The sequence below is a fragment of the Desulfobacter sp. genome (genome assembly GCA_028768545.1).
GTDB lineage: Bacteria > Desulfobacterota > Desulfobacteria > Desulfobacterales > Desulfobacteraceae > Desulfobacter.
Window position 1 is genome coordinate 689,933 of the sequence record CP054838.1, and the last position, 26,872, is coordinate 716,804.

Annotated in this window: 26 protein-coding genes and 2 pseudogenes; 22 read left to right on the forward strand and 6 right to left on the reverse strand. The window is 45.4% G+C overall.

The features are described from left to right. The first annotated feature begins 27 nt into the window (after window positions 1-27). The 5 genes and pseudogenes from HUN05_03360 (at window position 28) to HUN05_03380 (ending at window position 5,589) form a co-directional block, all read left to right on the forward strand. On the forward strand, window positions 28-2,139 hold the full coding sequence (locus HUN05_03360; protein ID WDP84312.1) for an acetate--CoA ligase family protein: 2,112 nt from the start codon (window positions 28-30) through the stop codon (window positions 2,137-2,139). A gap of 170 nt (window positions 2,140-2,309) precedes the next feature. Further along, window positions 2,310-2,687, forward strand: coding sequence for a response regulator (locus HUN05_03365; GenBank protein WDP84313.1), 378 nt, complete (start codon window positions 2,310-2,312; stop codon window positions 2,685-2,687). Window positions 2,688-2,722: 35 nt separating this feature from the next. Further along, window positions 2,723-3,933 (forward strand): annotated as a pseudogene (locus tag HUN05_03370) (IS256 family transposase). A 270-nt stretch (window positions 3,934-4,203) separates the two neighbouring features. Continuing rightward, on the forward strand, window positions 4,204-4,620 hold the full coding sequence (locus HUN05_03375; protein ID WDP84314.1) for a transposase: 417 nt from the start codon (window positions 4,204-4,206) through the stop codon (window positions 4,618-4,620). Window positions 4,621-4,680: 60 nt separating this feature from the next. Beyond that, the gene (locus HUN05_03380; protein WDP84315.1) at window positions 4,681-5,589 is read left to right on the forward strand and encodes a response regulator; all 909 of its coding nucleotides are present in this window, start codon (window positions 4,681-4,683) and stop codon (window positions 5,587-5,589) included. A gap of 3 nt (window positions 5,590-5,592) precedes the next feature. On the opposite strand, the gene HUN05_03385 is transcribed toward HUN05_03380, so the two are convergent. Beyond that, window positions 5,593-6,303 (reverse strand): IS6 family transposase, encoded by a 711-nt coding sequence (locus HUN05_03385; GenBank protein ID WDP84316.1) that lies wholly within the window; start codon window positions 6,301-6,303, stop codon window positions 5,593-5,595. A 209-nt stretch (window positions 6,304-6,512) separates the two neighbouring features. Between HUN05_03385 and HUN05_03390 the strand changes: the two genes are divergently transcribed. The 8 genes from HUN05_03390 to HUN05_03425 all read left to right on the forward strand — a co-directional run bounded on the left by HUN05_03390 (window position 6,513) and on the right by HUN05_03425 (window position 18,142). Then, complete coding sequence (locus tag HUN05_03390; GenBank protein WDP84317.1) at window positions 6,513-7,718, forward strand: ISL3 family transposase; 1,206 nt, start codon at window positions 6,513-6,515, stop codon at window positions 7,716-7,718. Window positions 7,719-9,170: 1,452 nt separating this feature from the next. After that, on the forward strand, window positions 9,171-9,362 hold the full coding sequence (locus HUN05_03395; protein ID WDP84318.1) for a hypothetical protein: 192 nt from the start codon (window positions 9,171-9,173) through the stop codon (window positions 9,360-9,362). Window positions 9,363-9,382: 20 nt separating this feature from the next. After that, entirely contained in the window at window positions 9,383-9,943 is a 561-nt protein-coding gene (locus HUN05_03400; protein ID WDP84319.1) for an IS6 family transposase, read from the forward strand. Window positions 9,944-10,028: 85 nt separating this feature from the next. After that, window positions 10,029-11,243 (forward strand): ISL3 family transposase, encoded by a 1,215-nt coding sequence (locus HUN05_03405; GenBank protein ID WDP84320.1) that lies wholly within the window; start codon window positions 10,029-10,031, stop codon window positions 11,241-11,243. Window positions 11,244-11,249: 6 nt separating this feature from the next. After that, on the forward strand, window positions 11,250-11,450 hold the full coding sequence (locus tag HUN05_03410) for a DDE-type integrase/transposase/recombinase (GenBank protein WDP87903.1): 201 nt from the start codon (window positions 11,250-11,252) through the stop codon (window positions 11,448-11,450). Between the two features lie 281 nt (window positions 11,451-11,731). After that, a complete protein-coding gene (locus tag HUN05_03415; GenBank protein ID WDP84321.1) occupies window positions 11,732-15,928 on the forward strand; it encodes a pyruvate, phosphate dikinase in 4,197 nt (1,398 codons plus the stop codon). Between the two features lie 173 nt (window positions 15,929-16,101). Continuing rightward, a complete protein-coding gene (locus HUN05_03420) occupies window positions 16,102-17,352 on the forward strand; it encodes a glyceraldehyde-3-phosphate dehydrogenase (protein WDP84322.1) in 1,251 nt (416 codons plus the stop codon). Beyond that, a complete protein-coding gene (locus HUN05_03425) occupies window positions 17,333-18,142 on the forward strand; it encodes a DUF3108 domain-containing protein (protein WDP84323.1) in 810 nt (269 codons plus the stop codon). The genes HUN05_03420 and HUN05_03425 overlap by 20 nt, the downstream gene beginning before the upstream one ends. Window positions 18,143-18,285: 143 nt before the next feature. On the opposite strand, the gene HUN05_03430 is transcribed toward HUN05_03425, so the two are convergent. The 4 genes from HUN05_03430 to HUN05_03445 form a co-directional block, all read right to left on the reverse strand. After that, a complete protein-coding gene (locus tag HUN05_03430) occupies window positions 18,286-18,471 on the reverse strand; it encodes a hypothetical protein (GenBank protein WDP84324.1) in 186 nt (61 codons plus the stop codon). 352 nt (window positions 18,472-18,823) lie between these two features. Then, window positions 18,824-19,516, reverse strand: a complete 693-nt coding sequence (locus HUN05_03435; GenBank protein ID WDP87904.1) for a M20/M25/M40 family metallo-hydrolase — start codon at window positions 19,514-19,516, stop codon at window positions 18,824-18,826. Between the two features lie 54 nt (window positions 19,517-19,570). Further along, window positions 19,571-19,744 (reverse strand): M20/M25/M40 family metallo-hydrolase, encoded by a 174-nt coding sequence (locus HUN05_03440; protein WDP87905.1) that lies wholly within the window; start codon window positions 19,742-19,744, stop codon window positions 19,571-19,573. Next, entirely contained in the window at window positions 19,741-19,995 is a 255-nt protein-coding gene (locus HUN05_03445; GenBank protein WDP84325.1) for a hypothetical protein, read from the reverse strand. Before HUN05_03445 ends, HUN05_03440 begins: the two co-directional genes overlap by 4 nt. Window positions 19,996-20,032: 37 nt before the next feature. On the opposite strand from HUN05_03445, the pseudogene HUN05_03450 reads away from it, so the two are divergent. The 7 genes and pseudogenes from HUN05_03450 (at window position 20,033) to HUN05_03480 (ending at window position 25,171) form a co-directional block, all read left to right on the forward strand. Beyond that, window positions 20,033-20,233, forward strand: a pseudogene (locus tag HUN05_03450) (IS6 family transposase). A 140-nt stretch (window positions 20,234-20,373) separates the two neighbouring features. Next, on the forward strand, window positions 20,374-21,585 hold the full coding sequence (locus HUN05_03455; GenBank protein WDP84326.1) for an IS256 family transposase: 1,212 nt from the start codon (window positions 20,374-20,376) through the stop codon (window positions 21,583-21,585). 146 nt (window positions 21,586-21,731) lie between these two features. Continuing rightward, the gene (locus tag HUN05_03460) at window positions 21,732-22,040 is read left to right on the forward strand and encodes a PAS domain S-box protein (GenBank protein ID WDP84327.1); all 309 of its coding nucleotides are present in this window, start codon (window positions 21,732-21,734) and stop codon (window positions 22,038-22,040) included. Then, complete coding sequence (locus HUN05_03465; GenBank protein ID WDP84328.1) at window positions 22,012-22,863, forward strand: GGDEF domain-containing protein; 852 nt, start codon at window positions 22,012-22,014, stop codon at window positions 22,861-22,863. Before HUN05_03460 ends, HUN05_03465 begins: the two co-directional genes overlap by 29 nt. Then, a complete protein-coding gene (locus HUN05_03470; protein ID WDP84329.1) occupies window positions 22,823-23,557 on the forward strand; it encodes an EAL domain-containing protein in 735 nt (244 codons plus the stop codon). The genes HUN05_03465 and HUN05_03470 overlap by 41 nt, the downstream gene beginning before the upstream one ends. Before the next feature lie 214 nt (window positions 23,558-23,771). Further along, window positions 23,772-23,954: a hypothetical protein gene (locus tag HUN05_03475; protein ID WDP84330.1), complete on the forward strand. Its 183-nt coding sequence runs from the start codon at window positions 23,772-23,774 to the stop codon at window positions 23,952-23,954. 56 nt (window positions 23,955-24,010) lie between these two features. After that, on the forward strand, window positions 24,011-25,171 hold the full coding sequence (locus HUN05_03480) for a hypothetical protein (protein WDP84331.1): 1,161 nt from the start codon (window positions 24,011-24,013) through the stop codon (window positions 25,169-25,171). Here the strand turns inward: HUN05_03480 and HUN05_03485 are convergent. After that, the gene (locus HUN05_03485) at window positions 25,102-25,821 is read right to left on the reverse strand and encodes an Hpt domain-containing protein (GenBank protein ID WDP84332.1); all 720 of its coding nucleotides are present in this window, start codon (window positions 25,819-25,821) and stop codon (window positions 25,102-25,104) included. The two genes, HUN05_03480 and HUN05_03485, sit on opposite strands and share 70 nt — an antisense overlap. Window positions 25,822-25,881: 60 nt before the next feature. Here HUN05_03485 and HUN05_03490 point away from each other — a divergent pair, with 60 nt between their 5' ends. After that, window positions 25,882-26,592, forward strand: coding sequence for an IS6 family transposase (locus HUN05_03490; protein ID WDP84333.1), 711 nt, complete (start codon window positions 25,882-25,884; stop codon window positions 26,590-26,592). Between the two features lie 75 nt (window positions 26,593-26,667). Further along, window positions 26,668-26,850 (forward strand): 4Fe-4S binding protein, encoded by a 183-nt coding sequence (locus tag HUN05_03495; protein ID WDP84334.1) that lies wholly within the window; start codon window positions 26,668-26,670, stop codon window positions 26,848-26,850. Window positions 26,851-26,872: the final 22 nt, after the last annotated feature.

A 26,872-nucleotide genomic window follows, 5' to 3' on the forward strand; every position in this document is an offset into this window, starting at 1 on the left:
ATAAAATTGCTGCAAAGGATATTTTCAATGGACAGACATCAGTTAGACTTTCAAGAGAGTGCCGCCCTTTTGGGCCGCTATGATATCATTTCTTTGGGCAGACAGGTTTACTCTGTTTTGGAGGCAGCAACGGCCGCCAGCGACATGGGCTATCCTGCCGCAGTCAAACCTGTGTCCAAAAAAATCATTCACAAGTCAGATTCAGGTACCGTGTTTTTGAACCTTAAAACCCCTGAAGCCCTTGAATCCGCATGCCGGATCATTGAGGAAAAAATGGGCGGGTTCTCCCAAAAAGAAAAAGAGGGCATTTTGGTCCAAACGATGGCGGACAAGGGGTTTGAACTCCTTGTGGGAGCCAAACAGGATCCGGGATTCGGTCCCATTACCATGATCGGGATCGGGGGTATCTTTGTGGAATTATACGCAGATGCAGCCATGGGAATCGGGGTGTTGTCAAAAAATGATGTTGAACGAATGTTGACCAACACCCGTGCAGGCAAGGTGCTCGACGGATTCAGGGGCCAGAACTATGACAAAAAAGCCATTGTGGAACTGGCCATCAAGGTATCAAGACTCATGGCTGAAAATCCCCAAATCAGTGAGCTGGACCTGAATCCGGTCATTGTTTATGAAAAGGGGTATGCCATTGTGGATGCCCGCCTGATCATGGATCCTGAAAATACAGCCGTACTTTCAGAAGATGTCAGGCCCTGGAAACAAGAGAGCGTGGATGCCATTTTCAATGCCAGGTCCGTTGCTGTGATCGGGGCATCCAGACCCGGCACCCAGGGCGGGGTGATCCTTAAAAACTGCATGGGGATAAAAAAACTATACCCGGTCCACCCCAAACTCAAAACCATCCACGGCCTGACCTGCTATCCCTCGTTGGCAGATCTGCCCGAAGTCCCTGATGTCTGCGTCTTTGCCGTAAGTTCGGAAAGAACCGTCAGTATTTTTGAAGATTTCTGCAAGCTTGGGGGAAAGGGCGCCATTATCTTCAGCGACGGATTTGCCGAAATGGGACGGGCCGACCTTGAAGAACGACTGATTGAGTTGAGCGAACAATACCAGGTCGGGTTCATCGGCCCCAACTGCATGGGGGTGATTGATAATTTTTCAGGACTCAATACCAATTATATCCCTGTTCAGCGCTCGGTCCCCCCGACGCCCTCCAATTGCGTGGGGGTGATCTCCCAGAGCGGGGGCATTGGCCTTGAACTTCTTGAAATGTTCGGGGCGGACAACCAGAACCTGGGCAAGTGGGTCTCCATTGGAAATGCCGCCAGCATGGGGGTGCCTGAAGTCCTTGCCCACATGGGAAAGGATCCCAACATCAAAATCATTGCCATCTATCTTGAAGGGGTAGCAGACGGGCTTAAACTCATGAAAGTGGGAAAAAAAGTGGCCCAAAAAAAACCGGTGCTGATTATCAAGGGCGGCATGGGCGGCGGGGCCCAGGCCGCACTTTCCCATACCGCATCCCTGGCAGGAAGCCATGATGCCTTTAAAGCCTGCTGCGAACAGGCAGGGTTTTATCTGGTGGAAGAACTCACAGAGGACCCGAAAATTATAGTCAATGTGCTTTCCATCCTCACCAGCCAGCCAAAGACAAGAAGCTCACGAATTGCCGTGGTCAGTGTGGGCGGGGGGGCCGGCATTTTAATCGCAGACCAGGTCACAGAAGAGGGCATGACCCTTGCTGAGTTTGCCCCTGAAACTAAACAACGGATGCAGGCCCTGATTGAAAAAGACCTGAAACCAGAACAGCAGATCATCAAGGATAAAATTCTGAAAAATGTGGGAAACAACCCCATTGACCTTTTCGGCAACTGCAGGGATGACAGGCTCCTGGAATCCATCCGTATCGCGGACCAGGACCCCAACACAGATGTGATTATTGCCGCCATCTATCTCCAGGTGCCCCTGCTTTCCGAATACCTGCCCGAACGGCTGGTGGAGCTCAAGCAGGAGCTGACAAAGCCTTTGATCATATCTCCCAGGGGATTTTCCTCCTATGTGGCCAGGTGCAGAACCTATATGGCCGGCAAAAAGCTGCACACCTATACCGTACCCATGATGAAACCCTTGCGTATTGCTTTGGATATTTGGAAAAAATACCAAACCTCCTTTGTTGAGTAAACAGATTCGAATAAAGAAAAAAGGCAGGCATTCCTGTCTTTTTTCTTTCCAGGGAGAACGAACAAATCCCCATAACCCATTGACAAACCAGGCGCTTTCTGAAACTGTCTAAATCCATACTAATGCTGATGTCTGTTTTTTCTGCATATTTGTGTTGTGGAGGATGACCTATGATTGAAGCCAGCAAAAGAAAAATCCTGATTGTTGATGATGTGCCGACCAACATCACTGTTTTGACCGAAATTCTGATGGATGATTACAAAATGGTCTGTGCCACCAACGGCTCAGATGCATTAAAGCTGGCAGCCTCATCAGCGCCGGATCTTATTCTACTGGACATCATGATGCCGGAAATGGACGGATATGAAGTCTGTCGCCGACTGAAAAAAGAAGAAAAGACCGGACCCATTCCTGTGATCTTTTTAACGGCCAAAAATCAGGAAACCGATGAAATCAAGGGACTTGAAGCAGGGGCAGTGGATTATATTGCAAAACCCTTCAATGCCCGGATTCTCGAGGGCGTTCAAAATTCTGTGTCAGTTGAATGAAAGCTGATATACTCAGCTAAATAAGGAGAACTGACATGACCGAAGAAAACACCGAATTTGATTTTCAAAAAGCCCTTAAAGGCATCCAGGAAGGTAAACCCTTCACAGGTAAGGGCGGCGTCCTTACATCATTAATCAAAAATCTTGCTGAAGCTGCTCTTGAAGGAGAGTTGGAGTCCCATCTCGGGCAGGAAGTTTCTGCCAACCGCCGTAATGGAAAAAGCAAAAAGACCATTAAATCCCTGGATGGTAAATTTGAGCTAAAAACCCCGCGTGACAGGGCCGGAACCTTCTCTCCACAGATCGTCAAAAACATCAGACAACGCTCAGCGATGAAATTGAAAGAAAGATAATAGCCCTTTACGGCCTGGGCATGAGTTATAATGATATGGCTTCCCATTTACAGGAAATCTATGGACTTGAGATTTCAAATGCCACTCTGAGCACCATTACCGATAAAATCATCCATACCGTCAAAGAATGGCAGGCCAGGCCGTTGGAAAATGTGTACCCAATCGTATGGCTTGATGCCATACATTATAAAGTACGAGAAAACGGAAAGGTCAGCAGCAAAGCCGTTTACACAATTCTTGGGGTGAATATCGAGGGCCGCAAAGAGGTTCTTGGGCTGTACATATCCGAGAATGAGGGTGCGAACTTCTGGCTGCAGGTGTTAACAGACCTTTCAAACCGAGGGGTAAAAGATATCCTGATTGCCTGTGTTGATGGTCTAAAAGGTTTTCCCGAGGCCATTGAGACCATATTCCCGGACACAGAAGTTCAACTCTGCGTAGTCCACCAGATCCGAAATTCATTGAAATACGTTGGTTCCAAAAATAAAAAGAAATTTATGGCAGATCTAAAACGTGTTTATAAAGCGGTCAATAAGGATCTGGCCGAAGAAGAACTGGATATCTTGGAAAATAAATGGAATGACAAATACCCGATTGTGATAAAATCCTGGCGGAACAACTGGGAACGCCTCAGTCATTTCTTTAAATATCCAGAAGAGATCCGACGGATAATATACACCACAAATACCATTGAGGCTGTGCATCGACAGTTTCGAAAACTGACCAAAACAAAGGGATCGTTTCCTAACCAGGACAGCCTGTTAAAGCTGCTTTACATGGGGATCCAGAACGCCAGTAAGAAATGGACAATGCCGGTTCAAAACTGGTCACTGACAATTTCCCAGTTGGCAATTTTCTTTGAAGGCCGGCTGGATAAAGAGCTGGGAATTTGATAGGGATTTATTTACAGATGGAAAAGATGGTTCCAGGAACTCCGCTCCAGCAAAAGCCAACTCCTCCGACGTGGCAGATTGAAGGCCCATTCTCGGACCTGGCTTTTACTTCCGCTGGTGCCGAGACAGATCCGGGAACCGAAACCGTGACACAGAATTCTGAACATTCCCGAAAAAACAGCATTGGCCAAAAAGCTAATTGAAAAGTCCTGTGAAAACCAGAAGATATTACCCGGTCAGCTTGGGCTACATGCAGATCGGGGAGCCAGTATGAAATCCAAAGGGGTTGCCCAGCTTCTTGTCGATTTAGGGGTAACCAAAACCCACAGTCGACCACATGTCAGCAATGATAACCCATACTCTGAAGCCCAGTTTAAAACATTGAAATATTGTCCACAATTTCCCAAAACTTTTGGTGCTATTCAGGATGCAAGAACCTTCTGCCAGGATTTTTTTGGATACTACAACAAAGAGCATTACCATTCTGGTATTGGCCTGGTAACCCCAGAACAATTTCATTATGGCATTGCTAAAGATATTTATGAATCTCGCTGCCGAACATTGGAGGATGCATTTATTCAAAACCCAAAACGATTTAAGGGAAAAATACCGAGGCCACCGGCTTTACCAGAAGAAGCCTGGATTAACAAACCGGAACAAAAAGAGAAGGATATTATTGGAGCTTAATTTTAGGCATAGAGTGTCTCATTGTCATTGACACATTCCGTCTGTCAGAAAATCGTTTCCATGATGGAGGGCTCGATTCAGGTTGAAAGCACCCCGGACAAGGGAAGTCTTTTCAGCTTTACGATCTTTCTGGAAAAAGAGAATGCCCCTTTAAACAGCCGTATAAAGTTTCCGTATGAACTTCAGAGTATGAAAATTTTAGTGGTTGAAAACAATCCTTGTGTTCAGCATGTTCTCCAAGAGATGCTCTCTTCGTTTGGGTTCAGCCCCTGTGTGGTCAGCACCGGAAAACAAGCCATTGAACGCTTTGATCATTCACCTGAAAAATCTCTTTTTGACCTTTTGATTGCCAACACCAGTCTGCCGGATATGAGCGGGGAGCTTTTATCCCAGGAAATCAGGGTCAGGGCAGCGTCTGAAAATTTGCCGGTGATTATTATGGATACCTACAATGTCCGCAAGAAAAGCGCCTTGTTAAAGCATAATAAAAGCTATTATTTTCTCCAGAAGCCTGTGATTGCCTCATATCTTTTTGATGCGATCATGGAGGCCTTTGGCAGGCAGAATGATTTTTCTTCCCAATCATGCCCTGAAACCCTTTTTGGATACACCTCCCCTGCAATTGTACTCCTTGCAGAAGATAATCCCATTAATCAGATGGTGGCCGTTGAAATTCTCACCCTTGCCAGAATGACGGTTCATAAGGCTGGAAACGGTATCGAGGCCATTGAGAAAATTAAAAACCAGGACTTTGATGTGGTGTTAATGGATGTGCAGATGCCGGAGATGGACGGGTTGGAAGCCACCAGCCGAATCCGTACTGAGTTGGGAAAAAAAGAGCTGCCCATTATTGCCATGACAGCCCATGCCATGCGAGGGGACCGCGAAAAATGTATTGCTGCGGGCATGAATGATTATGGTTCTGTTGCAAAAAAATATTTCCAGGACAAAGAGATCGTTCAGGCGTAAAATTTACGCAGCATAAGAAAACAGATTTTCGACGAATTCTTTCTGCTTTAAAATTTCTCCCTTCCTAATATTTTTAACTTGTCCTTTTCTGATCATGTTCATAATTTCATAGCCTTTTAGCGTCCGCCAGGCAGAATGAAATGTCTTGAACCCCATACCAGCTCTGACAAGCTTTTTGATAAACCGGTGGTCTTGCTCAATAATATTGTTCAGATATTTATTCTGTCTTAGGATACAGTCCTTATTCAGAAGCTTTTTTTCTTTCAAAGCCTTTACTGCCGGAGGATATGCAGGATTTCCGTCAACACTCAGAACCCGAGGTCTGGAGCTATTGGAAGCTCGCAGCATCTTTTTAAAAAATCGTTTGGCAGATTCCATATTACGTCTGCTGCGAAGAAGAAAATCGATGGTATTTCCACGGGAATCGACCGCTCGGTAAAGATACTTCATTTTCCCCCGCACCTTGATATATGTTTCATCAATACGGTAAGAATCATTTGATTGCCGCAGATACTTCCTGCTTCGCTTTTCCATTTCAGGAGCATAGCGCTGAACCCATCGGTAAATGGTACTGTGATCCACAGACAAGCCCCGTTCTTGCATCATCTCTTCCAGATTCCTGTAACTCAGTTGATATCTCAGATACCAGCGAACATTCAACAGGATGATTTCTTTTTCATAATGACGCCACTTGAAAGGGTTTTCATTTTTCATACTATCTCTCTGCAAACAAATTAGTGCCAAAACGGACTTGTATCAGACATTAATAATTTTTGGTTCATCAGAAAATCGCGTACCTGGACTGAGAAACATCACTGGGAAGGCAATAACACAGTAAGGATTTTTATGCTTGAAATGATGGTGTGAACATGATCATGTTCTAATTTTTTTGTGTTATTCGCACAAAATCGGAGAATGAATTAATGTCCACAAGCTTCATATACCATGCCTTTGGCCTTCGTGACTACTTTTATAAAACAACACGTTTCATCGGTGGAATAATCACTTTTGAACTCATACCAAAACCGGAGGCGGTAAAATGCCCGGAATGTAATTCCAGGTCCGTCACCAGGAAAGGGATTGTGACAAGAGATCTCAGAAAAATACCGGTAGGTTCAAAACCCGTGATTCTCAGGACGGCTATCCAGAGAATTTGGTGTTCGTTCTGTCAATTTGTCCGGCAAATCAAACTATCCTTTGCCCAGGAGGGGAAAAGCTATACCCGGGCTTTTGAACGGTATGTCTTGGAGTTGTCTCAGTTCATGACAATCAAAGATATTGCCATCCATTTAAGGATCAGCTGGGATACGATAAAGCAGATCCAGAAAGAAGACCTGCTGAGGCGTTATCGAAAAATCCCCCTTGAGAAAGTCCGGCAGATTGCCATAGATGAAATTTCCATAGGGAAAGGGCATAAATACTTGACCATCGTGATGGATCTGGAATCCGGTAGAATTCTGCACGTGGGAGAAGGAAAAGGTGGTGAAGCTTTGAAATCTTTTTGGACAAAAGTGAAAATATCGAAAGCAAAAATCAAAGCCGTCAGCATCGATATGTCCCCGGCATACTTGAGTGCTGTTATTGAAAATCTTTCTGGTTCAGCAATTGTCTTTGACAGATTTCATGTTGTTAAATTGTTCAATGAGAAACTGTCGGATTTCAGGCGAAAGCTCTACAACCTTCTTGCCAATACCGGGCAACAAAAACTTCTGAAGGGAGTCCGGTGGCTTTTGTTAAAAAATCCCGAAAACCTCAGTGATGACAAGAAGGAGGCCCAACGGTTAGAAGAAGCATTGAAAATAAATCAGCCGCTATTGGTAGTCTACTACATGAAAGAGGAACTCAGGCAAATATGGAATCAAAAGAAAAAAGAAACAGCTGAAAAGATAGTCAGCAATTGGATCAATCTGGCCAAAATTTCAATGTTGATGAAATTTGCCAAGACCTTGGCTGTGCACAGGCAAAGAATCCTTTCATACTATGATTACAGGATATCTACAGGTCCTTTAGAAGGGACAAATAACAAGATAAAAACCATGAAACGGAAAGCTTATGGATACAGGGATTCGGAGTTTTTCAGGTTGAAACTTTTGGACCTTCACAATAAAAGGTACGCATTAATCGGATGAACCTAATTTTTTGCAACAGAACCGATGCAAGTATGTTTGATTCTGATTAATTCTAAAAAGGAAATTTAACAGGGCATAAAATTGACTATTGCAATTTTTGACAGGGAGTGATTAATCTCCAATTAAGTTGGCCAAAAGGGTTTTCCACAAATACCCTTATAATATCGGATATCATGGAAAGTTTAGATTCAGAATAGTCACATGGAACACTTTTCCCATTTTGGAGCTGATAATACTTGATAACATGGAAAATTTACCAGCAACGCTTGGAATTCTAACAAATGTACTCTGGATTTGGATCTTGGTTATTAACCAAAAACGAGGCTACAAAATTCATTTATGGTATGTTGATCTTAGGAATCTAAAGAATTTTAAGGAGATCATCGAGCAGGAAAAATCGCCTCAAAATAAGCAAAGATATCAGTCTATCTTATTTGGACTATATATCAGCTTTTTGGGATGTTTTTTCTCGTTATTTTTTCTTTAAAAATTGGTTTCCTTTTATACTTCTATAAATAAAAAAGACATAACCTGACCGGATAAAGCTGATTTTGGGTAAATAAAGAATTTTCGAGATATAGCTGATTCCTGCCAGTGTTTTTAAAAAGAATTTGAAAAAAACTCCCTGAACCCGGCCGTAACGGTGAAAACTTCCAGCTAAACTTGCGCGGATCGTCCTGATCCGCTACAGAGCGGGCGTACAACCGAATTTGTCGTCCTGACATCCGGTTTGTACTCACGCCGCTGGCAAGCCCTTCCCGCCACAGCCTGGAGACCCCGGTTTACGAACATCGTTTATCAAAATTTAAAATCTGCTGATTGCCATTTCTCAAAACCCCTTGTTTTATCTAAGGTCCTAAAATTTCTTTGGAGAATTTACAGCTTTTAAAGTTTACCAGGAAAATCAGGCGGGGGTACGGGTGGGATGCTGAACCGGCGTGAGCCCTGAATGATTGCAGGACCGCAAATCATCAGGACGACCGGCAATGCTTTAGGTGAAGTACCCACCCGTGCCCCCGCCGGGTTAGGGCACAGACCTTCTTTAAACCAAATACCAGGAAAGGGTAATTCCGGATAGCTTTGATTCTTTGGACTCAAAAATATCCTAAGCAGCAATCTTATATGGGATAATTTTATACAAGATATCTGGTGTATCCTTGATATCCCCTGACAGCAGGGGAAAAGTGAATTTTGAGTACAATATTGAAGTAAATATAAACCCCATAATGTGTCTACAATCAAACGCCCCGCTCTCCTTTTGAGTGAGGCATTTATTTCTTTTATTAAGGTGACCACAAATCAGTTTTCCACCCGGGCGCTTGCCATCGACAAACCCTGCATAATATAAAAATTATTAATATATCATAAAAATAAACAGTAGTGTCCGGTTAGGTTGTTGCATATAAAAAGCATCTAAAATCATTGAAAAAACAGTCTGTTTTGTGTTGACAAATGTGCGTAAAAATTTTTGTGCGCCTTGAAAATTTAACTCAAGGAGCTCAAATGACGCACATCTCAGTCCCTAAAAAACAACTACGGTCCCTGAACTTTGACAATTTCAGGTGCCCTCTGATAAAGTCACTTTCAAAAGGGTTCTGTTGCAAAAAATTATTAATGTCTGATACAAGTCCGTTTTGGCACTAATTTGTTTGCAGAGAGATAGTATGAAAAATGAAAACCCTTTCAAGTGGCGTCATTATGAAAAAGAAATCATCCTGTTGAATGTTCGCTGGTATCTGAGATATCAACTGAGTTACAGGAATCTGGAAGAGATGATGCAAGAACGGGGCTTGTCTGTGGATCACAGTACCATTTACCGATGGGTTCAGCGCTATGCTCCTGAAATGGAAAAGCGAAGCAGGAAGTATCTGCGGCAATCAAATGATTCTTACCGTATTGATGAAACATATATCAAGGTGCGGGGGAAAATGAAGTATCTTTACCGAGCGGTCGATTCCCGTGGAAATACCATCGATTTTCTTCTTCGCAGCAGACGTAATATGGAATCTGCCAAACGATTTTTTAAAAAGATGCTGCGAGCTTCCAATAGCTCCAGACCTCGGGTTCTGAGTGTTGACGGAAATCCTGCATATCCTCCGGCAGTAAAGGCTTTGAAAGAAAAAAAGCTTCTGAATAAGGACTGTATCCTAAGACAGAATAAAGGTTCATCAGAAAATCGCGTACCTGGACTGAGAAACATCACTGGGAAGGCAATAACACAGTAAGGATTTTTATGCTTGAAATGATGGTGTGAACATGATCATGTTCCAATTTTTTTGTGTTATTCGCACAAAATCGGAGAATGAATTAATGTCCACAAGCTTCATATACCATGTCTTTGGCCTTCGTGACTACTTTTATAAAACAACGCGTTTCATCGGTGGAATACTCATTTTTGAACTCATACCAAAACCGAAGGCGGTAAAATGCCCGGAATGTAATTCCAGGTCCGTCACCAGGAAAGGGATTGTGACAAGAGATCTCAGAACAATACCGGTAGGTTCAAAACCCGTGATTCTCAGGACGGCTATCCAGAGAATTTGGTGTCCGTTCTGTCAATTTGTCCGGCAAATCAAACTATCCTTTGCCCAGGAGGGGAAAAGCTATACCCGGGCTTTTGAACGGTATGTCTTGGAGTTGTCTCAGTTCATGACAATCAAAGATATTGCCATCCATTTAAGGATCAGCTGGGATACGATAAAGCAGATCCAGAAAGAAGGCCTGCTGAGGCGTTATCGAAATATCCCCCTTGAGAAAGTCCGGCAGATTGCCATAGATGAAATCTCCATAGGGAAAGGGCATAAATACTTGACCATCGTGATGGATCTGGAATCCGGTAGAATTCTGCACGTGGGAGAAGGAAAAGGTGGTGAAGCTTTGAAATCTTTTTGGACAAAAGTGAAAATATCGAAAGCAAAAATCAAAGCCGTCAGCATCGATATGTCCCCGGCATACTTGAGTGCTGTTATTGAAAATCTTTCTGGTTCAGCAATTGTCTTTGACAGATTTCATGTTGTTAAATTGTTCAATGAGAAACTGTCGGATTTCAGGCGAAAGCTCTACAACCTTCTTGCCAATACCGGGCAACAAAAACTTCTGAAGGGAGTCCGGTGGCTTTTGTTAAAAAATCCCGAAAACCTCAGTGATGACAAGAAGGAGGCCCAACGGTTAGAAGAAGCATTGAAAATAAATCAGCCGCTATTGGCAGTCTACTACATGAAAGAGGAACTCAGGCAAATATGGAATCAAAAGAAAAAAGAAACAGCTGAAAAGATAGTCAGCAATTGGATCAATCTGGCCAATATTTCCAAAATTCCAATGTTGATGAAATTTGCCAAGACCTTGGCTGTGCACAGGCAAAGAATTCTTTCATACTATGATTACAGGATATCTACAGGTCCTTTAGAAGGGACAAATAACAAGATAAAAACCATGAAACGGAAAGCTTATGGATACAGGGATTCGGAGTTTTTCAGGTTGAAACTTTTGGACCTTCACAATAAAAGGTACGCATTAATCGGATGAACCAATATTATTAAGCAAGACCACCGGTTTATCAAAAAGCTTGTCAGAGCTGGTATGGGGTTCAAGACATTTCATTCTGCCTGGCGGACGCTAAAAGGCTATGAAATTATGAACATGATCAGAAAAGGACAAGTTAAAAATATCAGGAAGGGAGAAATTTTAAAGCAGAAAGAATTCGTCGAAAATCTGTTTTCTTATGCTGCGTAAATTTTACGCCTGAACGATCTCTTTGTCCTGGAAGTATTTTTTGCAACAGAACCGTTTAGAGTCTATATATAGTTAAGTTATGGAAAGGCTCTCCCATTGAAGGAGAGCCCTTCTGGGTCCGTGTCAGAACTCAAAGCAAAAACATAGCATAAAAAATTTGAAAAAGACAAGAAAACATGGGCGCAAATTTGATATAATCAATAGTTACAAAACAGAGGCAACATGATAAACTGGCCCCCAAAAATGAATCCCAGTTAAACTACGGCCAAAGAGAGGAAAACGTGAAGTCAAAAGCCCTTGAAGTGAATCTTTCAGACACCTGGGCAGAGGTGACCATTGATGCTCAGTATCAACTGCTTTTGGATTTTTTTCAAGGATATGTGGGCATTGTAAACCGGCTGGAAACCTTTTTAAAGGAGTTGAGCCACCCCTATCGGAACTGGGGGTTTATTGTGGGGGAATCAAGGCATTTTTCCCTTCATTATTTTCATCTTTACAAATCCCAGGAGCACGGCGCCAAAGCGCTGGAGATGTTCTGCGATATTTTGATCTCAGCCTTTGAATCCGTTTCCGATCCTGAGATCAAGGCCAATGCCGCAGACAATATCATGCTGGTCATGCATCATATTGCCAAGGAGGGCAAAGAGGGGGGCGCTGATTTTATCCCCATGGTGGTCAAAGAGCTTGACGCCATCCGTTGCTATGATGGGCCTGATTTTTTTTATTTTGTATCTTCCTATTACCAGCCGGACCGACTGGCCAGGATGGTTGTTGAAATTCCTAATCCGGCCAGGGCCCTGGTAGAGGCCCAGAACCGGGTATTAATCCGGTTTTTTGAGGCCTCTTTTGCCTTTTGGCTGACCCAGGATGACCCGGCCGTATGGATGAAAGAGAACAATGACGAGTGGCGGCTGAGCCGGGAAATGGTGGACTTGCTTGCCGGGATTTCCCATGACCGGGTAAAACATTGGCAGGAGCGGCTCCAGGAGATTAAATCCTGGGACATGGACCAGGTTGACACCACCACCGCCCTTGTGGGTCTTGTGGGGAACAGGACCTTTGTCAAGCGATTCCGGGAAATGCCCAGGCAGATCCTTGCCCTGTCCAAGGGCAGGACCTATGGAAAATATTTTAAGCTGACCTTTTTATTTTATATCATCCATGCCCCCGGGCTTTCCATGATTCACAGGGAGGCTCTGGGCGACATCCACAGGACCCTGATCCGGCTCATCGGTGAGCGGGACTATAAAAAGGACATCCCCATCGTGGACCAGACCTTTGCCCTGCTCAAAGAGCACAAGGGAAGATATCCGGGCACGGTTCTCGAGTGTATTCATAAAATCGGGGATGCGGTTTACAATACGGATGAAATCGAACTCATCAACCATTTTATTGACCGGTCCGTGGACCACGGATTTCAGTTTCCCATGATCCAGGGCACAGGGGATGACTGGCAGATCAAGGGCAATATGGCCCATGTGAAAAATATCCGGGTCTTTTTAAACCTGGTGGGCAAGCATCCGAAAAAGTCAAAACGCCTGCTCTCCGCCTTGATTACCTCCCTGGCCGTGGGCGGGGTCTTTATCAGGGATACGGATCTGTTTCCCAGGGATATCACCAAGTTTCTCAACGCCGACATTGGGCCGGTGTATAATCTGGTCAAGCAGCTGTCAAGACTGCTGCCGGCTTTTTTCAATGAAATCGGTGCCGAAGGGGAACTTCGGGATATTTCCACCCAATTGGATGAAATCTGTTTCAGGCGGGACCGGCTGATTCATTTTTTAAGAAAGCAATGCCATGTGGAAAGCTCTTCCAGAATTGTTGAATTCATCCAGGAGGTGATGATGTTCTGGCAAACCCTGGACAAACCCCCCCTGGCGCCCTACGTGCCCCCGTCCATCTATGAAGAGATCGAAAGTTCGGGTCGGTTCATAGACGGTCCCCACAAGATTTTTCAGGCCCTCAAGTACAATAAGCTTGCCCGGCCCCAGGAGTTTCTTCTGGCAAACCAGGAGACGCTGGACACCCTGGTGGACGAGGTCGACGGGGTTCAGGACCTGGACCGGACCCGGGCAAAACTCATGCTCAAGTTTTTCCGTCTTCTCAATGAAAAATACGGGACAGACCACCTGGAAATCAAGGCGTATCTTACGGCCCACAGGGCAGAAGGACTGCCCGACCCAAAAGATGTGATTGTCTCTCTTTCTGAGCCCCATCTGGAAACCAGGATCGAAAGCCTGCTGGCCTATATGAGTGAATTGCGGGATATTATCCTGTCGGACAAACAATTTCCCGTGAACGAGGCCATTTATCACAAGCGTCATTTTGCCGTTGATATCCCCTCCATGTACGGGTCTTACTCCGAGGCCAAGTTTGATGCTCTGGGACTGACCCTGAGGATTGAAAGCGTGGTCAATGTATTGTTTGAAGACTTGATTTCCGGCATTGATTTAAGGCTGATCACCAAGCCCACCTTTGTCAGGATTTTCGGGATTTTGAAACTCTTTCGCCAGGCCCTGGCCCTGGACGGCATTGTTTCCAACAAACTGGATACCCAGATGGAGTTTTTAAAATACTCCATCAATATCACCACCTGTTCCTTTACCCAGTATCTGGATATTTTCAAGGGCTTTACCCGGGCGGTGGCAGATGCGGTCAATGACCATTTCAACAACCTTCACTCTAGAAACCTTGCCCATATTGACACCCGGATCGGCAGGGATAAGATTTTGGAAAAATATCTGCCCAAGGGGTATGGTCTGGACACGGAATTTAATATTAAAATGGCCAAAAAGCTGGACCAGCGGGTGGCGGATATTTTTTTCAGGGACAGGATTGCCACCTCCATGGGGCTTCAGCAGCTGGATGTTTTTTTAAACCGGATTCTCAGCACCTTGTTCCGCCAGTCCGAGCGGCTGTCCCAGGATGAACTTTCCGCCCTGCTCAACTATGACCCCAAGGCGGCGGTCTCCACCATTGATGCACGGGAACTGTTCAGCCACAATATTATTTACCTGGGCAACAAGGGGTTGAACCTGATCAAGCTCAAACATCTGGGCATTGATATCCCCAACGGGTTTATCATCACCACAGAGGTGTTCAAATGCCTGGACCTTATTGATTCTTACATTCCTGCATCTGTGAATTTCAAACAGCTGGTCTCCCATATGCTGGCCCAGCTGGAAGCGGCCACCGGCGCAAAATTCGGGGATCCTGAAAATCCCTTGCTTCTCTCTGTGAGGTCCGGGTCTTCCATTTCCCAGCCCGGCATGCTGGATTCCTTTTTAAACGTGGGCATCAATGAACAGATTGCCTCAAGCCTGGCCCAAAAGTCAGGAAATCCCTGGTTTGCCTGGGATTCCTATCGACGGTTTCTCCAGGCCTACGGCATGGTTTTCGGCATTCAAAGGGACCGGTTTGACCAGGTTATTAAAAAATCCAAAGAAAGGGCCGGCATCACATTCAAGCGGTATTTTACAGGAGAGCAGATGAAAGCGGTGGCCCTGGCCTATAAACAGCTGCTGGTGGATGACGGGGTCGAGCTGGTCCAGTCCCCCATGGAACAGCTTTTTCTGGCCATTCACAAGGTGTTTGCCTCCTGGAATTCAAAACGGGCCAAGGATTATCGGAAGATCATGGGAATTTCAGATGACTGGGGCACGGCAGTCACGGTCCAGTCCATGGTTTTTGGAAACCGGTCCAGGGAATCGGGCTCCGGGGTGGTTTTTACCCACAGCCCCAAACTGCCCGGGGACACCATCCGTCTCTGGGGGGATTTTACCATTGGCAACCAGGGGGAAGATGTGGTATCGGGTCTGGTGAAAACCCTGCCCATTTCCGAACTCCAGCGGGAGATTGAAAACAGGGATACAAAAATCAGTTTAGAGATACGGTTTCCCAAGATTTTTAACCAGCTCAAATCCATTGTACAGCAATTGATTTACGAGGGGGGATGGAATCCCCAGGAGATTGAGTTTACCTTTGAGGGGTCTGAGGCCGAGGATTTATCCATTCTCCAGGCCAGGGACCTTTCCTTGAGGGATACCAAAAAAATTGAGCGGTTTGAGGCGGACAACGACACCCTTGAATCTGCATTTTTAGGCCAGGGCATTGGCGTGTCCGGCGGGGCCATGAGCGGAAGAATCGTTTTTACCCTGGAGGAGATCGACGGATTCAGGCGCCAGGACCCGGAAGCCCGGCTGATTCTGGTCAGAAATGATACCGTGCCCGATGATATTCTGGAAATTGATGCGGCAGACGGGATTTTAACGGCCAAAGGGGGGCTGACCTCCCATGCGGCTGTGGTGGCCTATAACCTGGGGAAAACCTGTGTGGTCGGGTGTGAAAATCTGATCTGCAATGAAGAGGAAAGGACCTGCGAACTTTCCGGGGTGACCATGAACACCGGTGATTTTATCAGTATCAACGGGCACAAAGGCGCGGTTTATCAAGGACAGATGACGGTCAATACGATTTAATCCTCCAGATGACGCCTTGACATATGGGCGCTGCCGGTGTTTAACGGCTCTAGCGCCTTGTAAGAAAGTTCACCCCAATTTTGCAAATGTCATGAAGGGTCAGCCCTCCGGGGGATGCAAGGTTGGGGTCAGACAATATTAATATATTAAAGCCATATGAAGGAAAAGGGAAAATGAATACCAATGCAGCAAAGATTCTGGGTATAAACGGATTGGGACGGATCGGGAAACTATCTTTGTGGCACCATGCAGGCAGACAATTTTTTGATCAGATCGTCATTAATGTGGGAAGGGATGTGGGATCTTCAATGGATGATATTGTCCATTATATTGAGCGGGATTCCACCTACGGCAGACTCGAAGCCTTTCTCCACGGTTCCCAGGCTGCGCCTGTGATCACAGATGTGGATGCTGCTGCCTCGACCCTGAAGGTGAACGGGGTGGGGGTGAAAATTTTGAACCGGCACAGGAACCCCAAGGATATTGAATGGGCCAGCCATAATGTGGATATTGTGGTGGATACCACGGGCCAGTTTCTGGATCCCAACCTGCCGGCAGACGATCCCAAAGGATCCATCCGGGGCCATCTTGAGGCCGGTGCCCGCAAGGTTGTTGCCTCGGCACCCTTTAAGTTCAAACAAGGCGCGGTCATGCCCGATGATGTTGTGACCACGGTCATGGGCATCAATGACAAGGATTATGACCCCATGCGCCATGTCCTGATCTCCAATGCCTCGTGTACCACCACCTGTCTTTCCCACATGGTTAAACCCTTGCTGGATGCCTTTGGAGTGGAACGGGTATTGTCGGCCTCTATGGCCACCATCCATGCCGCCACAGGATCCCAGCAGGTCCTGGACCGCCTGCCCAAAACAGGGGCCAAGGATTTGAGGAAAAACAGGTCCATATTGAATAATATTATCCTGACCACCACAGGGGCGGCCAAGGCCCTTCAGCTGGTGATCCCGGAAATGGGCACCATCGGCTTTATTGCCGAGTCCGTGAGGATCCCGACGTCCACGGGCTCTTTGATCATCCTGGTTTTGAATTTCCAGGAAGAACTCAACAAAAAGCCCATCCGCAGGGACATGATCAATGAGATCTATAAAGAGACGGCCGCCCAGAACGACAACGGGTATCTGGTCTTTACAGATAAGCAGAACGTCTCTTCTGATATTATCGGCACCCCAAGGGCGGCAGCAGTGATCGAGGGGCATGAAACCCATACAAGGACCGGAGCCATTTCCATCAACCTGGAGCATGTCAGGGGCATTGACAAGGCTGCCCTGGAAAGCATCAAGGACCATGTGGGCTCTATCCAGGTCACCCAGTCCGTGATCTACGGATGGTATGACAATGAAATGGCCTCCTATGTGAACATGATGGGCGACCGGACGGTATCTATTGCTGAGTCCATGGAATAAATACCTGGGTTTTTTCTGCCGGCCGGCAGCAGCTCTCATGCTGGCCGGCAGCCTTGTGTTCCCGGGAAACGCCATGGCAGAGGGTCTGCCGTTTTCTCCGGGAGAAGAAATCCATTATGATGTAAAATGGCAGATGTACAAGGCAGGGGAGGCCGTGGTCAAGGTTTTGCCCTTTGAGGAAAAAAAGGGAGGCCCTGCCTGGCATTTTGAACTTTCTGCCACGACCAACCGGTTTTTGGATACCTTTTTCAAGGTCAGGGACCATATCCAGGGATTTGTAGCACGAGATTTTTCAGGGTCTGTGGGATATGGGTATTCAGGCCGGGGCAAGAAGAAAAAAGAGATCCAGGTCACTTTTTTCCCAAAGACCTCCACAGCCGCCTATTCCAATTTTGAAGAAAAAAGGGAGCCCATCAAGATTCCCCGGGGCTGCTTTGACCCCATGTCCAGTTATTTCAAGATGCGGACCTTTGATCTGGTCGAAGGTCAGACCCTTTCTTTTCCCATTACAGACGGTAAAAAAACCTTTCTTCAGAAAGGGGATATTCTGGGAAAAGAGAAACTGAAACTCAAGTCCGGCACCTATGACACCCTGGTCATCGAGCCCTATGTTAACCATTTTTCCGGGGTGTTTGAAGAGAGCAAGGATCCCACAGTCCGGGTCTGGATTACGGATGATGAACGCCATATTCCCGTGAGGATCAAGGTCCAGGTGGTGGTGGGCAGTATTTACCTTGACTTGAGATCCTATGTTCCGGGTCAAAAATTTCGGGCCCAAAAAGAAAAGTAATCAAGCTTAAATTTGACCTATAAAATGGTAAACCCTGCCTCTTTCCATCCTGAAATCCCCTTGTCAAGCACCTGGGCATTGGTATACCCCTGTTCTTCATACTGAGCGGCAAGACCTGCCGCGGACCTGTCTTGGGGTCAGCCTCAGTAGAAAATAATACCTGTGCTTTTGGGAAGATCTGGCTTCATCCTTAAAAATTCACTCATGGGAATGGCCCCTTTAAGATGGGCCTGGCTGTAAAATTTGTCATCATCATAGATACAGACCAAAAGGGAGAGATTGTTTTTCATCCTCTTTCTGGCATCTGGTGCGGATATTCGGCTTGTCATGATTTATCCTCCTGTATGGGTGACAGATAGGCATAAGATAGACATGAATTGGGGATCTGGCAAATAGAACCTAACCCGCATACCCAAAAAATAAGACAAAAGACAGCTTCACCTGAATTCCCCCCCCAATCTTGCACAAAAACTTGAGATAAAACCAGCTGAATTCAAACAAAAGTCTCTGGAAACAAGGTATATAGCGGTTCTCAAATTAATTTTCCGAGTGGGTTCAAAAGCTCCTATAAAATTATACCTTTCCGTATAGTTCAAACGGAACGTATTTATGAAAACCGCTATAGACAAGGAGTTTGGAACAAATGTTTAGGGCGGTATCATTATTATCCAGCCCCGGGGGTCAGGATATTTCACACCAATTTACAATAAAATCCCCAATAACGGCTGAGGTTTGCACCAATTCTTTGATGGGCACGGATTCATCATCTGTATGGGCCTGGTAAATACTGCCCGGTCCGAACATCAATGTCGGTGTTGTGGACTGGATATTCATCAACTGCTGCATATCGGCCGGGCTGACCAGTCCGGTATGTTTGGGTTTTGTCCCGATAATTTTTTCATAGGATTTTTCCAGGCAACGGCTGAAGGGATGGTCTTGGGAAAGTGCTGCCGGACGGTTTCTTCCCTCCATTTTTATCCAGGTGAATTCAGGCGGATGTTCGGCCAGCCAGGAGTCTTTATTGGTCTCAGTCAATATTGTCTTTTCAAAGTCCTGTATCATTTTTTCAGGATCCTCTCCGGGCATTACCGTGGATCTTACCATGACGCAGGCCGACGACGGGATTTTTCCCACAAGCCCCCCGTCGGTCCGGTCAATGCTGACCATATGCGCGGCTGTATATGTTTCGGGCTCATCAACAAACAAAGGGTCCAGGGGAATGGTTTTTCTTTTTGTCTTCCAGGCGTCCAGCCCCGTTTGGATATACAAGGCTTTTTCAACGGCATTCACCCCGTTCCAAGGGGTTGTGGAATGAGCGCTTTTTCCTGTTAAATTGATAAATCCATAGATCCCCCCGGTAACGCCGACAGCCATTGTAAGGCTTGTGGGTTCGGGAATAATGCATGCATCTGCCTTAATACCCTCGGCCTAGAGCGCCAGGGTGCCGTTACCCGGACCCTCTTCTTCAATGACGCCGGTGATCAGGAGATCCCCTTTTAACCGGATTCCCAGATCCAAAATCGTTTTTACGGCAAAAAGAGCGGAGGCAGCTCCGCCTTTCATATCACAAGCCCCTCTTCCGTATATAGAATCTCCTTTTATGGTTCCCTTCCAGGATCAACACCCCAGTCATCAGCCGAGGCATCCACAACGTCGAGATGGAAATTTATCATCAGGCTTTTACCATTGCCGGTCCCCTTGAGTGTCCCTAAGATATTCGGCCGGTCTTTGTAGGGAAAATGCCAGCGGAAAAATGCATCTTTATGGGATTTTTCCATGGCATCCGGATCAATTTCAAAGGACTGAACTTTGAAATGGGTTCTGTTGCAAAAAATTATTAATGTCTGATACAAGTCCGTTTTGGCACTAATTTGTTTGCAGAGAGATAGTATGAAAAATGAAAACCCTTTCAAGTGGCGTCATTATGAAAAAGAAATCATCCTGTTGAATGTTCGCTGGTATCTGAGATATCAACTGAGTTACAGGAATCTGGAAGAGATGATGCAAGAACGGGGCTTGTCTGTGGATCACAGTACCATTTACCGATGGGTTCAGCGCTATGCTCCTGAAATGGAAAAGCGAAGCAGGAAGGGGCGCATTCCCATTTTCCCGGTTATACCGCTGGCACTGGATTGTGCATGTTTGCCATCTGCTTCAGGCAGTGAGGGCGTTCAAAATTCTGTGTCAGTTGAATCAAAGCTGATATACTCAGCTAAATAAGGAGAACTGACATGACCGAAGAAAACACCGAATTTGATTTTCAAAAAGCCCTTAAAGGCATCCAGGAAGGTAAACCCTTCACAGGTAAGGGCGGCGTCCTTACATCATTAATCAAAAATCTTGCTGAAGCTGCTCTTGAAGGAGAGTTGGAGTCCCATCTCGGGCAGGAAGTTTCTGCCAACCGCCGTAATGGAAAAAGCAAAAAGACCATTAAATCCCTGGATGGTAAATTTGAGCTGGAAACCCCGCGTGACAGGGCCGGAACCTTCTCTCCACAGATCGTCAAAAAACATCAGACAACGCTCAGCGATGAAATTGAAAGAAAGATAATAGCCCTTTACGGCCTGGGCATGAGTTATAATGATATGGCTTCCCATTTACAGGAAATCTATGGACTTGAGATTTCAAATGCCACTCTGAGCACCATTACCGATAAAATCATCCATACCGTCAAAGAATGGCAGGCCAGGCCGTTGGAAAATGTGTACCCAATCGTATGGCTTGATGCCATACATTATAAAGTACGAGAAAACGGAAAGGTCGGCAGCAAAGCCGTTTACACAATTCTTGGGGTGAATATCGAGGGCCGCAAAGAGGTTCTTGGGCTGTACATATCCGAGAATGAGGGTGCGAACTTCTGGCTGCAGGTGTTAACAGACCTTTCAAACCGAGGGGTAAAAGATATCCTGATTGCCTGTGTTGATGGTCTAAAAGGTTTTCCCGAGGCCATTGAGACCATATTCCCGGACACAGAAGTTCAACTCTGCGTAGTCCACCAGATCCGAAATTCATTGAAATACGTTGGTTCCAAAAATAAAAAGGAATTTATGGCAGATCTAAAACGTGTTTATAAAGCGGTCAATAAGGATCTGGCCGAAGAAGAACTGGATATCTTGGAAAATAAATGGAATGACAAATACCCGATTGTGATAAAATCCTGGCGGAACAACTGGGAACGCCTCAGTCATTTCTTTAAATATCCAGAAGAGATCCGACGGATAATATACACCACAAATACCATTGAGGCTGTGCATCGACAGTTTCGAAAACTGACCAAAACAAAGGGATCGTTTCCTAACCAGGACAGCCTGTTAAAGCTGCTTTACATGGGGATCCAGAACGCCAGTAAGAAATGGACAATGCCGGTTCAAAACTGGTCACTGACAATTTCCCAGTTGGCAATTTTCTTTGAAGGCCGGCTGGATAAAGAGCTGGGAATTTGATAGGGATTTATTTACAGATGGAAAAGATGGTTCCAGGAACTCCGCTCCAGCAAAAGCCAACTCCTCCGACGTGGCAGATTGAAGGCCCATTCTCGGACCTGGCTTTTACTTCCGCTGGTGCCGAGACAGATCCGGGAACCGAAACCGTGACACAGAATTCTGAACATTCCTGGATTCTCAAGCATAAAATCAGGATCCACCTTGAACTCAAACTTCACAGGGACAACCTTGAAGAAATCGTAAGGGAGAGGACCATTGAAATTTCAAAATCCCATCACAAACTCCACCAGGAGATCAGCGAAAGAATTTGTGTTCAAAAAGCACTGATTGAGCAGCGGGCATATTTTCATCAGCTGTTTGAAAACTCTCCCCATGCAATCATGATCGTTGAGACCGACGGAAAAATTGTTGAGGTAAACAATAAGTTTGAAACCATATTCGGCTATCAGGCTTAAAGGGAAATACAATAAACACCTCATTGTACCCGAAGAACTGATTGCAGAAGATCAAACCTTTCATCAAAATATCCTTGCCGGAAAAACAATTCAGAAAGAGACCTTTAGAAAAACCCAAAAAGGGGCCCTGATACCGGTCTCTTTTCTTGGCTATCCTGCGATGGTCAAAAACAAAATAGAGGGCATGTTCGTATTGTACGAGGATATTTCCTCAAGAAAAAAATATGAGGCCCAAATGCTTCACCAGGCCTTCCATGACTCTTTGACAGGTCTTCCCAACAGGGCCCTGTTCATGGAAAGACTGAACCGTGCCCTTGAACGCTCCAAAAGAAGAAAAGAGTACAAGTTTGCCGTTCTGGTCATTGACCTGGACAATTTCAAATTTGTAAACGAAAGCATCGGGCACCTGGCAGGAGATGAATTTTTAAATCAGTTTTCAGACCAGGTCGGACAGTGCATAAGGTCTACGGATACGATTGCGCGCATGGGCGGAGATGAGTTTGCCGTTCTGCTTGAAGAATTTCAGGCCCCCAAAGAAATCTTTAAAATTGTCCGGCGGATCTCCAAAATCAGTCAGTCCCGCTTTTTTATCGAAAGAAACGAAATCCGGATCAGCTCCTGCATCGGTGTTGTCTTTGATACAACCACGTACACAAATGCTGAGGATATCCTGCGGGATGCAGACATTGCCATGTACCGGGCCAAGGAAACCGGCAAACCACGATTCAGAGCGTTTAAAAAAAAGATGCGCAAACTGACCCTTGAATCCATCACCATGCAAAATGAACTGCGCTACGCCCATTGTCTCTGCAAAAACCAATGAACTGACCGGGTTTGAGGCCCTTATCCGATGGCAGCACCCGGAAAAAGGAATGATCGGCCCCAACCTGTTTATCCCCCTTGCCAAAGAAACCGACCTGATTCTTCCCATGGGAAAATTCATCATAAAACAGGCCTGCCGTCAATTAAAGCAATGGCATGATTTAACTGACGGTGCTGACCGCTTGACCATGAACATCAATATCTCTGCCAAACAGTTTATGGACGGGGAATTAACCAATATCATCATGAAAGAAATCAAGGAAAACAGCCTGCCCCCGGAATCCATCAAACTTGAAATCACGGAAAGTCTTTTGATTCAAAAGGCAAAAACAATGGTGGCCAAGCTCTCCTTTTTAAAAAAATCCGGGATCAATGTGGTGCTGGATGATTTCGGTACGGGGTATTCTTCCCTTTCATACATCAAAGATTTCCAAATTGACGGGATCAAAATTGATCGTTCCTTTGTCAATGACGTTGACCACGACGGCGGCAGCGCAGAGATTGTTAAAACCATACTTGCTTTGTGCAAAAATCTCGGACTTGGCGTGGTTGCCGAAGGGGTTGAACGAAAGAGTCAGCTGGATATTTTACAAGGGCTTGAATGTGAAAAAATTCAGGGATTTTATTTTTCAAAACCTTTGGATGGCAAGGCCGCTGGGAAATTAATCAAAAACGGATTTAAAGTTTCTTTATAAATGTATCAACAACTTTCCGCGCGTCATCAAACCGATACATCCCGATCTGCTGACCCAGATCAGTAAACGCAGCAGATGCATCTGCATCCAGAACAAACGGGTCAAGGTATTGTGGGCGCATTCCCATTTTCCCGGTTTTAAAAAGGCCTGTCTTTTAGAGCAAAAAGAATGATATCCTCTGTTACGCTGAAATGAACATAAATGGATTGTGCTAATGAAGAAAGCTGAAGATCGTAATACTGTTGATGAAGTCCTTGCATGCCTCAAAGAACTGGAAGAAGATCCAAATCGCTTGGTTCGTAACGCTAACGAATTAGAACAGATGGAGCAGGAAATCCTTGAGTATACAAATCGGATAAGCGCCTTTTTTTTAAAAAAAAGATCCAGGCCTCAGTAGATTCCTCTGAACAGGTCGACCAAGAAAAAGAATTGATGTCCAATTGGCCGGGACGGATGAAAAGCGAAGGGCTTGAGACCGTTTGGATTCAGCTTTGTACAGATAGTTCGGTTGATATTCATGTTCGATACTATCGAAGGTCCTGTGACCGCCGAAAAGGAAAAAGATATAAAGGTGCATACGCTGGCTTAATCCTTCTTGGAATCCATGATCGCTGCTCGCCTGCTTTGGCTTCTATGGTGAGTTCTTGGTCAGCCTTATTAAGTTCTTTTGAAGAAGTCCGTCAAGTGCTTTGTGACCGTGGGATGACGTTGGGTATAAAGGTCATCCGTAAACTGACCTATCGGTACGCAGAGCGGGCTCGAGCCGAACAACAAGCGGGCCGAATCCCATTAAATGATAGAGATTTACTTGAAGGGCGGCGAGTCGTTATCAGCACTGATGGTGGCCGCACTCGGCTCAGAGAGAAGAAAAGGGGACCAAAAACCCAAAAGGATAGAACCCGATTTCGTGGGGCATGGCGAGAACCCAAGCTTTTGATCATTTATGTAGTGGACGCCCATGGAAAACAAGAAAAAAGCTTTTCACCATTTATTGATGGCTGTTTCAATGGACCGGATGGTGTATTCCACTTGTTAAAGGGTTATTTGAACTCCCTTCATATTCAGAACTCAGACAAAATACTGTTTGTTGCAGATGGGGCACATTGGATTTGGAATCGAATCCCCGGACTGCTAAAAGCATTGGGTTTGGCTCCTGAGCGTGTGTATGAACTTCTCGATTTCTACCATGCAGTTGAGCATCTGGGTACAGTAGCAGGCTTAAGGAAGACCTGGTCATCCAAGGAACGCAAACGCTGGGTATCGAAGCAGCGAGGTCTTCTGCTGAAGGGAAAGGCGATTGAGGTGGTACAGGCCGTCCAGAAGCTTTGTAGAGGCAGAAACAGTAAGGCTATCAAGACGGAACGGGATTATTTTGTGCGCAATGAACTGAGGCTTAATTTCTCAACTGTAAAAGCGTTGAACTTACCTATTGGCAGCGGTGCTATTGAAAGTTCGATTCGGAGAGTCGTGAATTTACGTCTTAAAGGTCCATGCATCTTTTGGTATCGGGAGAATGCAGAAAAAATGATTATGCTGCGATCATTTTATAAAGCAGGGCGTTGGAACTGCCTGAAGCAGATGGCAAACATGCACAATCCAGTGCCAGCGGTATAACCGGGAAAATGGGAATGCGCCCGGTATTGTTTGAGTTGATCATATCCTGATTTTGACCCCGCAGGATCGTACTCTTTAAGATCCAGATCCAAATGTTTAAGCAAATCCCTGACCTTGTCAGGATCTATTTGCCGGCCTGGGACAGACGGCCTTTCAGGCACAATGGGATTCGCATTTGCCTGTTTTAACGCCTTTTGGGTGCTAAAAAAGTGCTTTTCAACCTCAAGAACCCAGGTGGCCACATCTGTTTCAAGACCATTGTCAAGGGCCTTTTCAAGGGATTGAGCCGCCTTTAAAAGCTTTTGGATGCCCACATTTCCGGCAGCCCCTTTAAGGGAATGATTTTCTGCCCTTGCCTGGACCAGATCCTTTTTTTCCACACATGCCTTTAATCGACAAACCACAGGCTCAAGATCGATGAAAAACTGCGAAAGAATTACAAGGAACCGATCATGGGTGCACCCCAGACGCCTCATGCTTCCTTTAAGGTCAACCCCCGGAATGAGAAGGCTCTTAGAATCCGTATTCAGGTGAGGCAATACTTTTTCAGGCTCGGCCGGGCATTCCTGGCCGGGAATATACTTGTTAAGCACCTTGTATAATTTTAAGCGGTCAATGGGTTTTGAAATATAATCATGGTTCTGTTGCAAAAAATTATTAATGTCTGATACAAGTCCGTTTTGGCACTAATTTGTTTGCAGAGAGATAGTATGAAAAATGAAAACCCTTTCAAGTGGCGTCATTATGAAAAAGAAATCATCCTGTTGAATGTTCGCTGGTATCTGAGATATCAACTGAGTTACAGGAATCTGGAAGAGATGATGCAAGAACGGGGCTTGTCTGTGGATCACAGTACCATTTACCGATGGGTTCAGCGCTATGCTCCTGAAATGGAAAAGCGAAGCAGGAAGTATCTGCGGCAATCAAATGATTCTTACCGTATTGATGAAACATATATCAAGGTGCGGGGGAAAATGAAGTATCTTTACCGAGCGGTCGATTCCCGTGGAAATACCATCGATTTTCTTCTTCGCAGCAGACGTAATATGGAATCTGCCAAACGATTTTTTAAAAAGATGCTGCGAGCTTCCAATAGCTCCAGACCTCGGGTTCTGAGTGTTGACGGAAATCCTGCATATCCTCCGGCAGTAAAGGCTTTGAAAGAAAAAAAGCTTCTGAATAAGGACTGTATCCTAAGACAGAATAAATATCTGAACAATATTATTAAGCAAGACCACCGGTTTATCAAAAAGCTTGTCAGAGCTGGTATGGGGTTCAAGACATTTCATTCTGCCTGGCGGACGCTAAAAGGCTATGAAATTATGAACATGATCAGAAAAGGACAAGTTAAAAATATCAGGAAGGGAGAAATTTTAAAGCAGAAAGAATTCGTCGAAAATCTGTTTTCTTATGCTGCGTAAATTTTACGCCTGAACGATCTCTTTGTCCTGGAAATATTTTTTTGCAACAGAACCGAATCATGTCCTGCCCGGGCCATGGATGCTGAAACCGGTATTGCTGATCCGGAAAAGTGTATTGCCTGTCTGGCCTGTGTCGCAATCTGTCCCGAGCAGGCATTGTCTATCAACGATACAACGGACTCGTGGCAGTTTAAGCTTGATCTGGATGAAACAACCGAAAAAGAACTCAACCGCCAACAGGGGAAGATTTATTTGTAACCTTTTTTTGCCCAGGTATATT

Coding starts and splice junctions, on each gene's coding strand:
- HUN05_03360 (WDP84312.1), top strand. CDS start 28: ATGGACAGACATCAGTTAGACTTTCAAGAGAGTGCCGCCCTTTTGGGC.
- HUN05_03365 (WDP84313.1), top strand. CDS start 2,310: ATGATTGAAGCCAGCAAAAGAAAAATCCTGATTGTTGATGATGTGCCG.
- HUN05_03375 (WDP84314.1), top strand. CDS start 4,204: ATGAAATCCAAAGGGGTTGCCCAGCTTCTTGTCGATTTAGGGGTAACC.
- HUN05_03380 (WDP84315.1), top strand. CDS start 4,681: ATGATGGAGGGCTCGATTCAGGTTGAAAGCACCCCGGACAAGGGAAGT.
- HUN05_03385 (WDP84316.1), bottom strand. CDS start 6,303: ATGAAAAATGAAAACCCTTTCAAGTGGCGTCATTATGAAAAAGAAATC.
- HUN05_03390 (WDP84317.1), top strand. CDS start 6,513: ATGTCCACAAGCTTCATATACCATGCCTTTGGCCTTCGTGACTACTTT.
- HUN05_03395 (WDP84318.1), top strand. CDS start 9,171: ATGTGCGTAAAAATTTTTGTGCGCCTTGAAAATTTAACTCAAGGAGCT.
- HUN05_03400 (WDP84319.1), top strand. CDS start 9,383: ATGAAAAATGAAAACCCTTTCAAGTGGCGTCATTATGAAAAAGAAATC.
- HUN05_03405 (WDP84320.1), top strand. CDS start 10,029: ATGTCCACAAGCTTCATATACCATGTCTTTGGCCTTCGTGACTACTTT.
- HUN05_03420 (WDP84322.1), top strand. CDS start 16,102: ATGAATACCAATGCAGCAAAGATTCTGGGTATAAACGGATTGGGACGG.
- HUN05_03430 (WDP84324.1), bottom strand. CDS start 18,471: ATGACAAGCCGAATATCCGCACCAGATGCCAGAAAGAGGATGAAAAAC.
- HUN05_03435 (WDP87904.1), bottom strand. CDS start 19,516: ATGGCTGTCGGCGTTACCGGGGGGATCTATGGATTTATCAATTTAACA.
- HUN05_03455 (WDP84326.1), top strand. CDS start 20,374: ATGACCGAAGAAAACACCGAATTTGATTTTCAAAAAGCCCTTAAAGGC.
- HUN05_03470 (WDP84329.1), top strand. CDS start 22,823: ATGAACTGCGCTACGCCCATTGTCTCTGCAAAAACCAATGAACTGACC.
- HUN05_03475 (WDP84330.1), top strand. CDS start 23,772: ATGAAGAAAGCTGAAGATCGTAATACTGTTGATGAAGTCCTTGCATGC.
- HUN05_03480 (WDP84331.1), top strand. CDS start 24,011: ATGAAAAGCGAAGGGCTTGAGACCGTTTGGATTCAGCTTTGTACAGAT.
- HUN05_03490 (WDP84333.1), top strand. CDS start 25,882: ATGAAAAATGAAAACCCTTTCAAGTGGCGTCATTATGAAAAAGAAATC.
- HUN05_03495 (WDP84334.1), top strand. CDS start 26,668: ATGGATGCTGAAACCGGTATTGCTGATCCGGAAAAGTGTATTGCCTGT.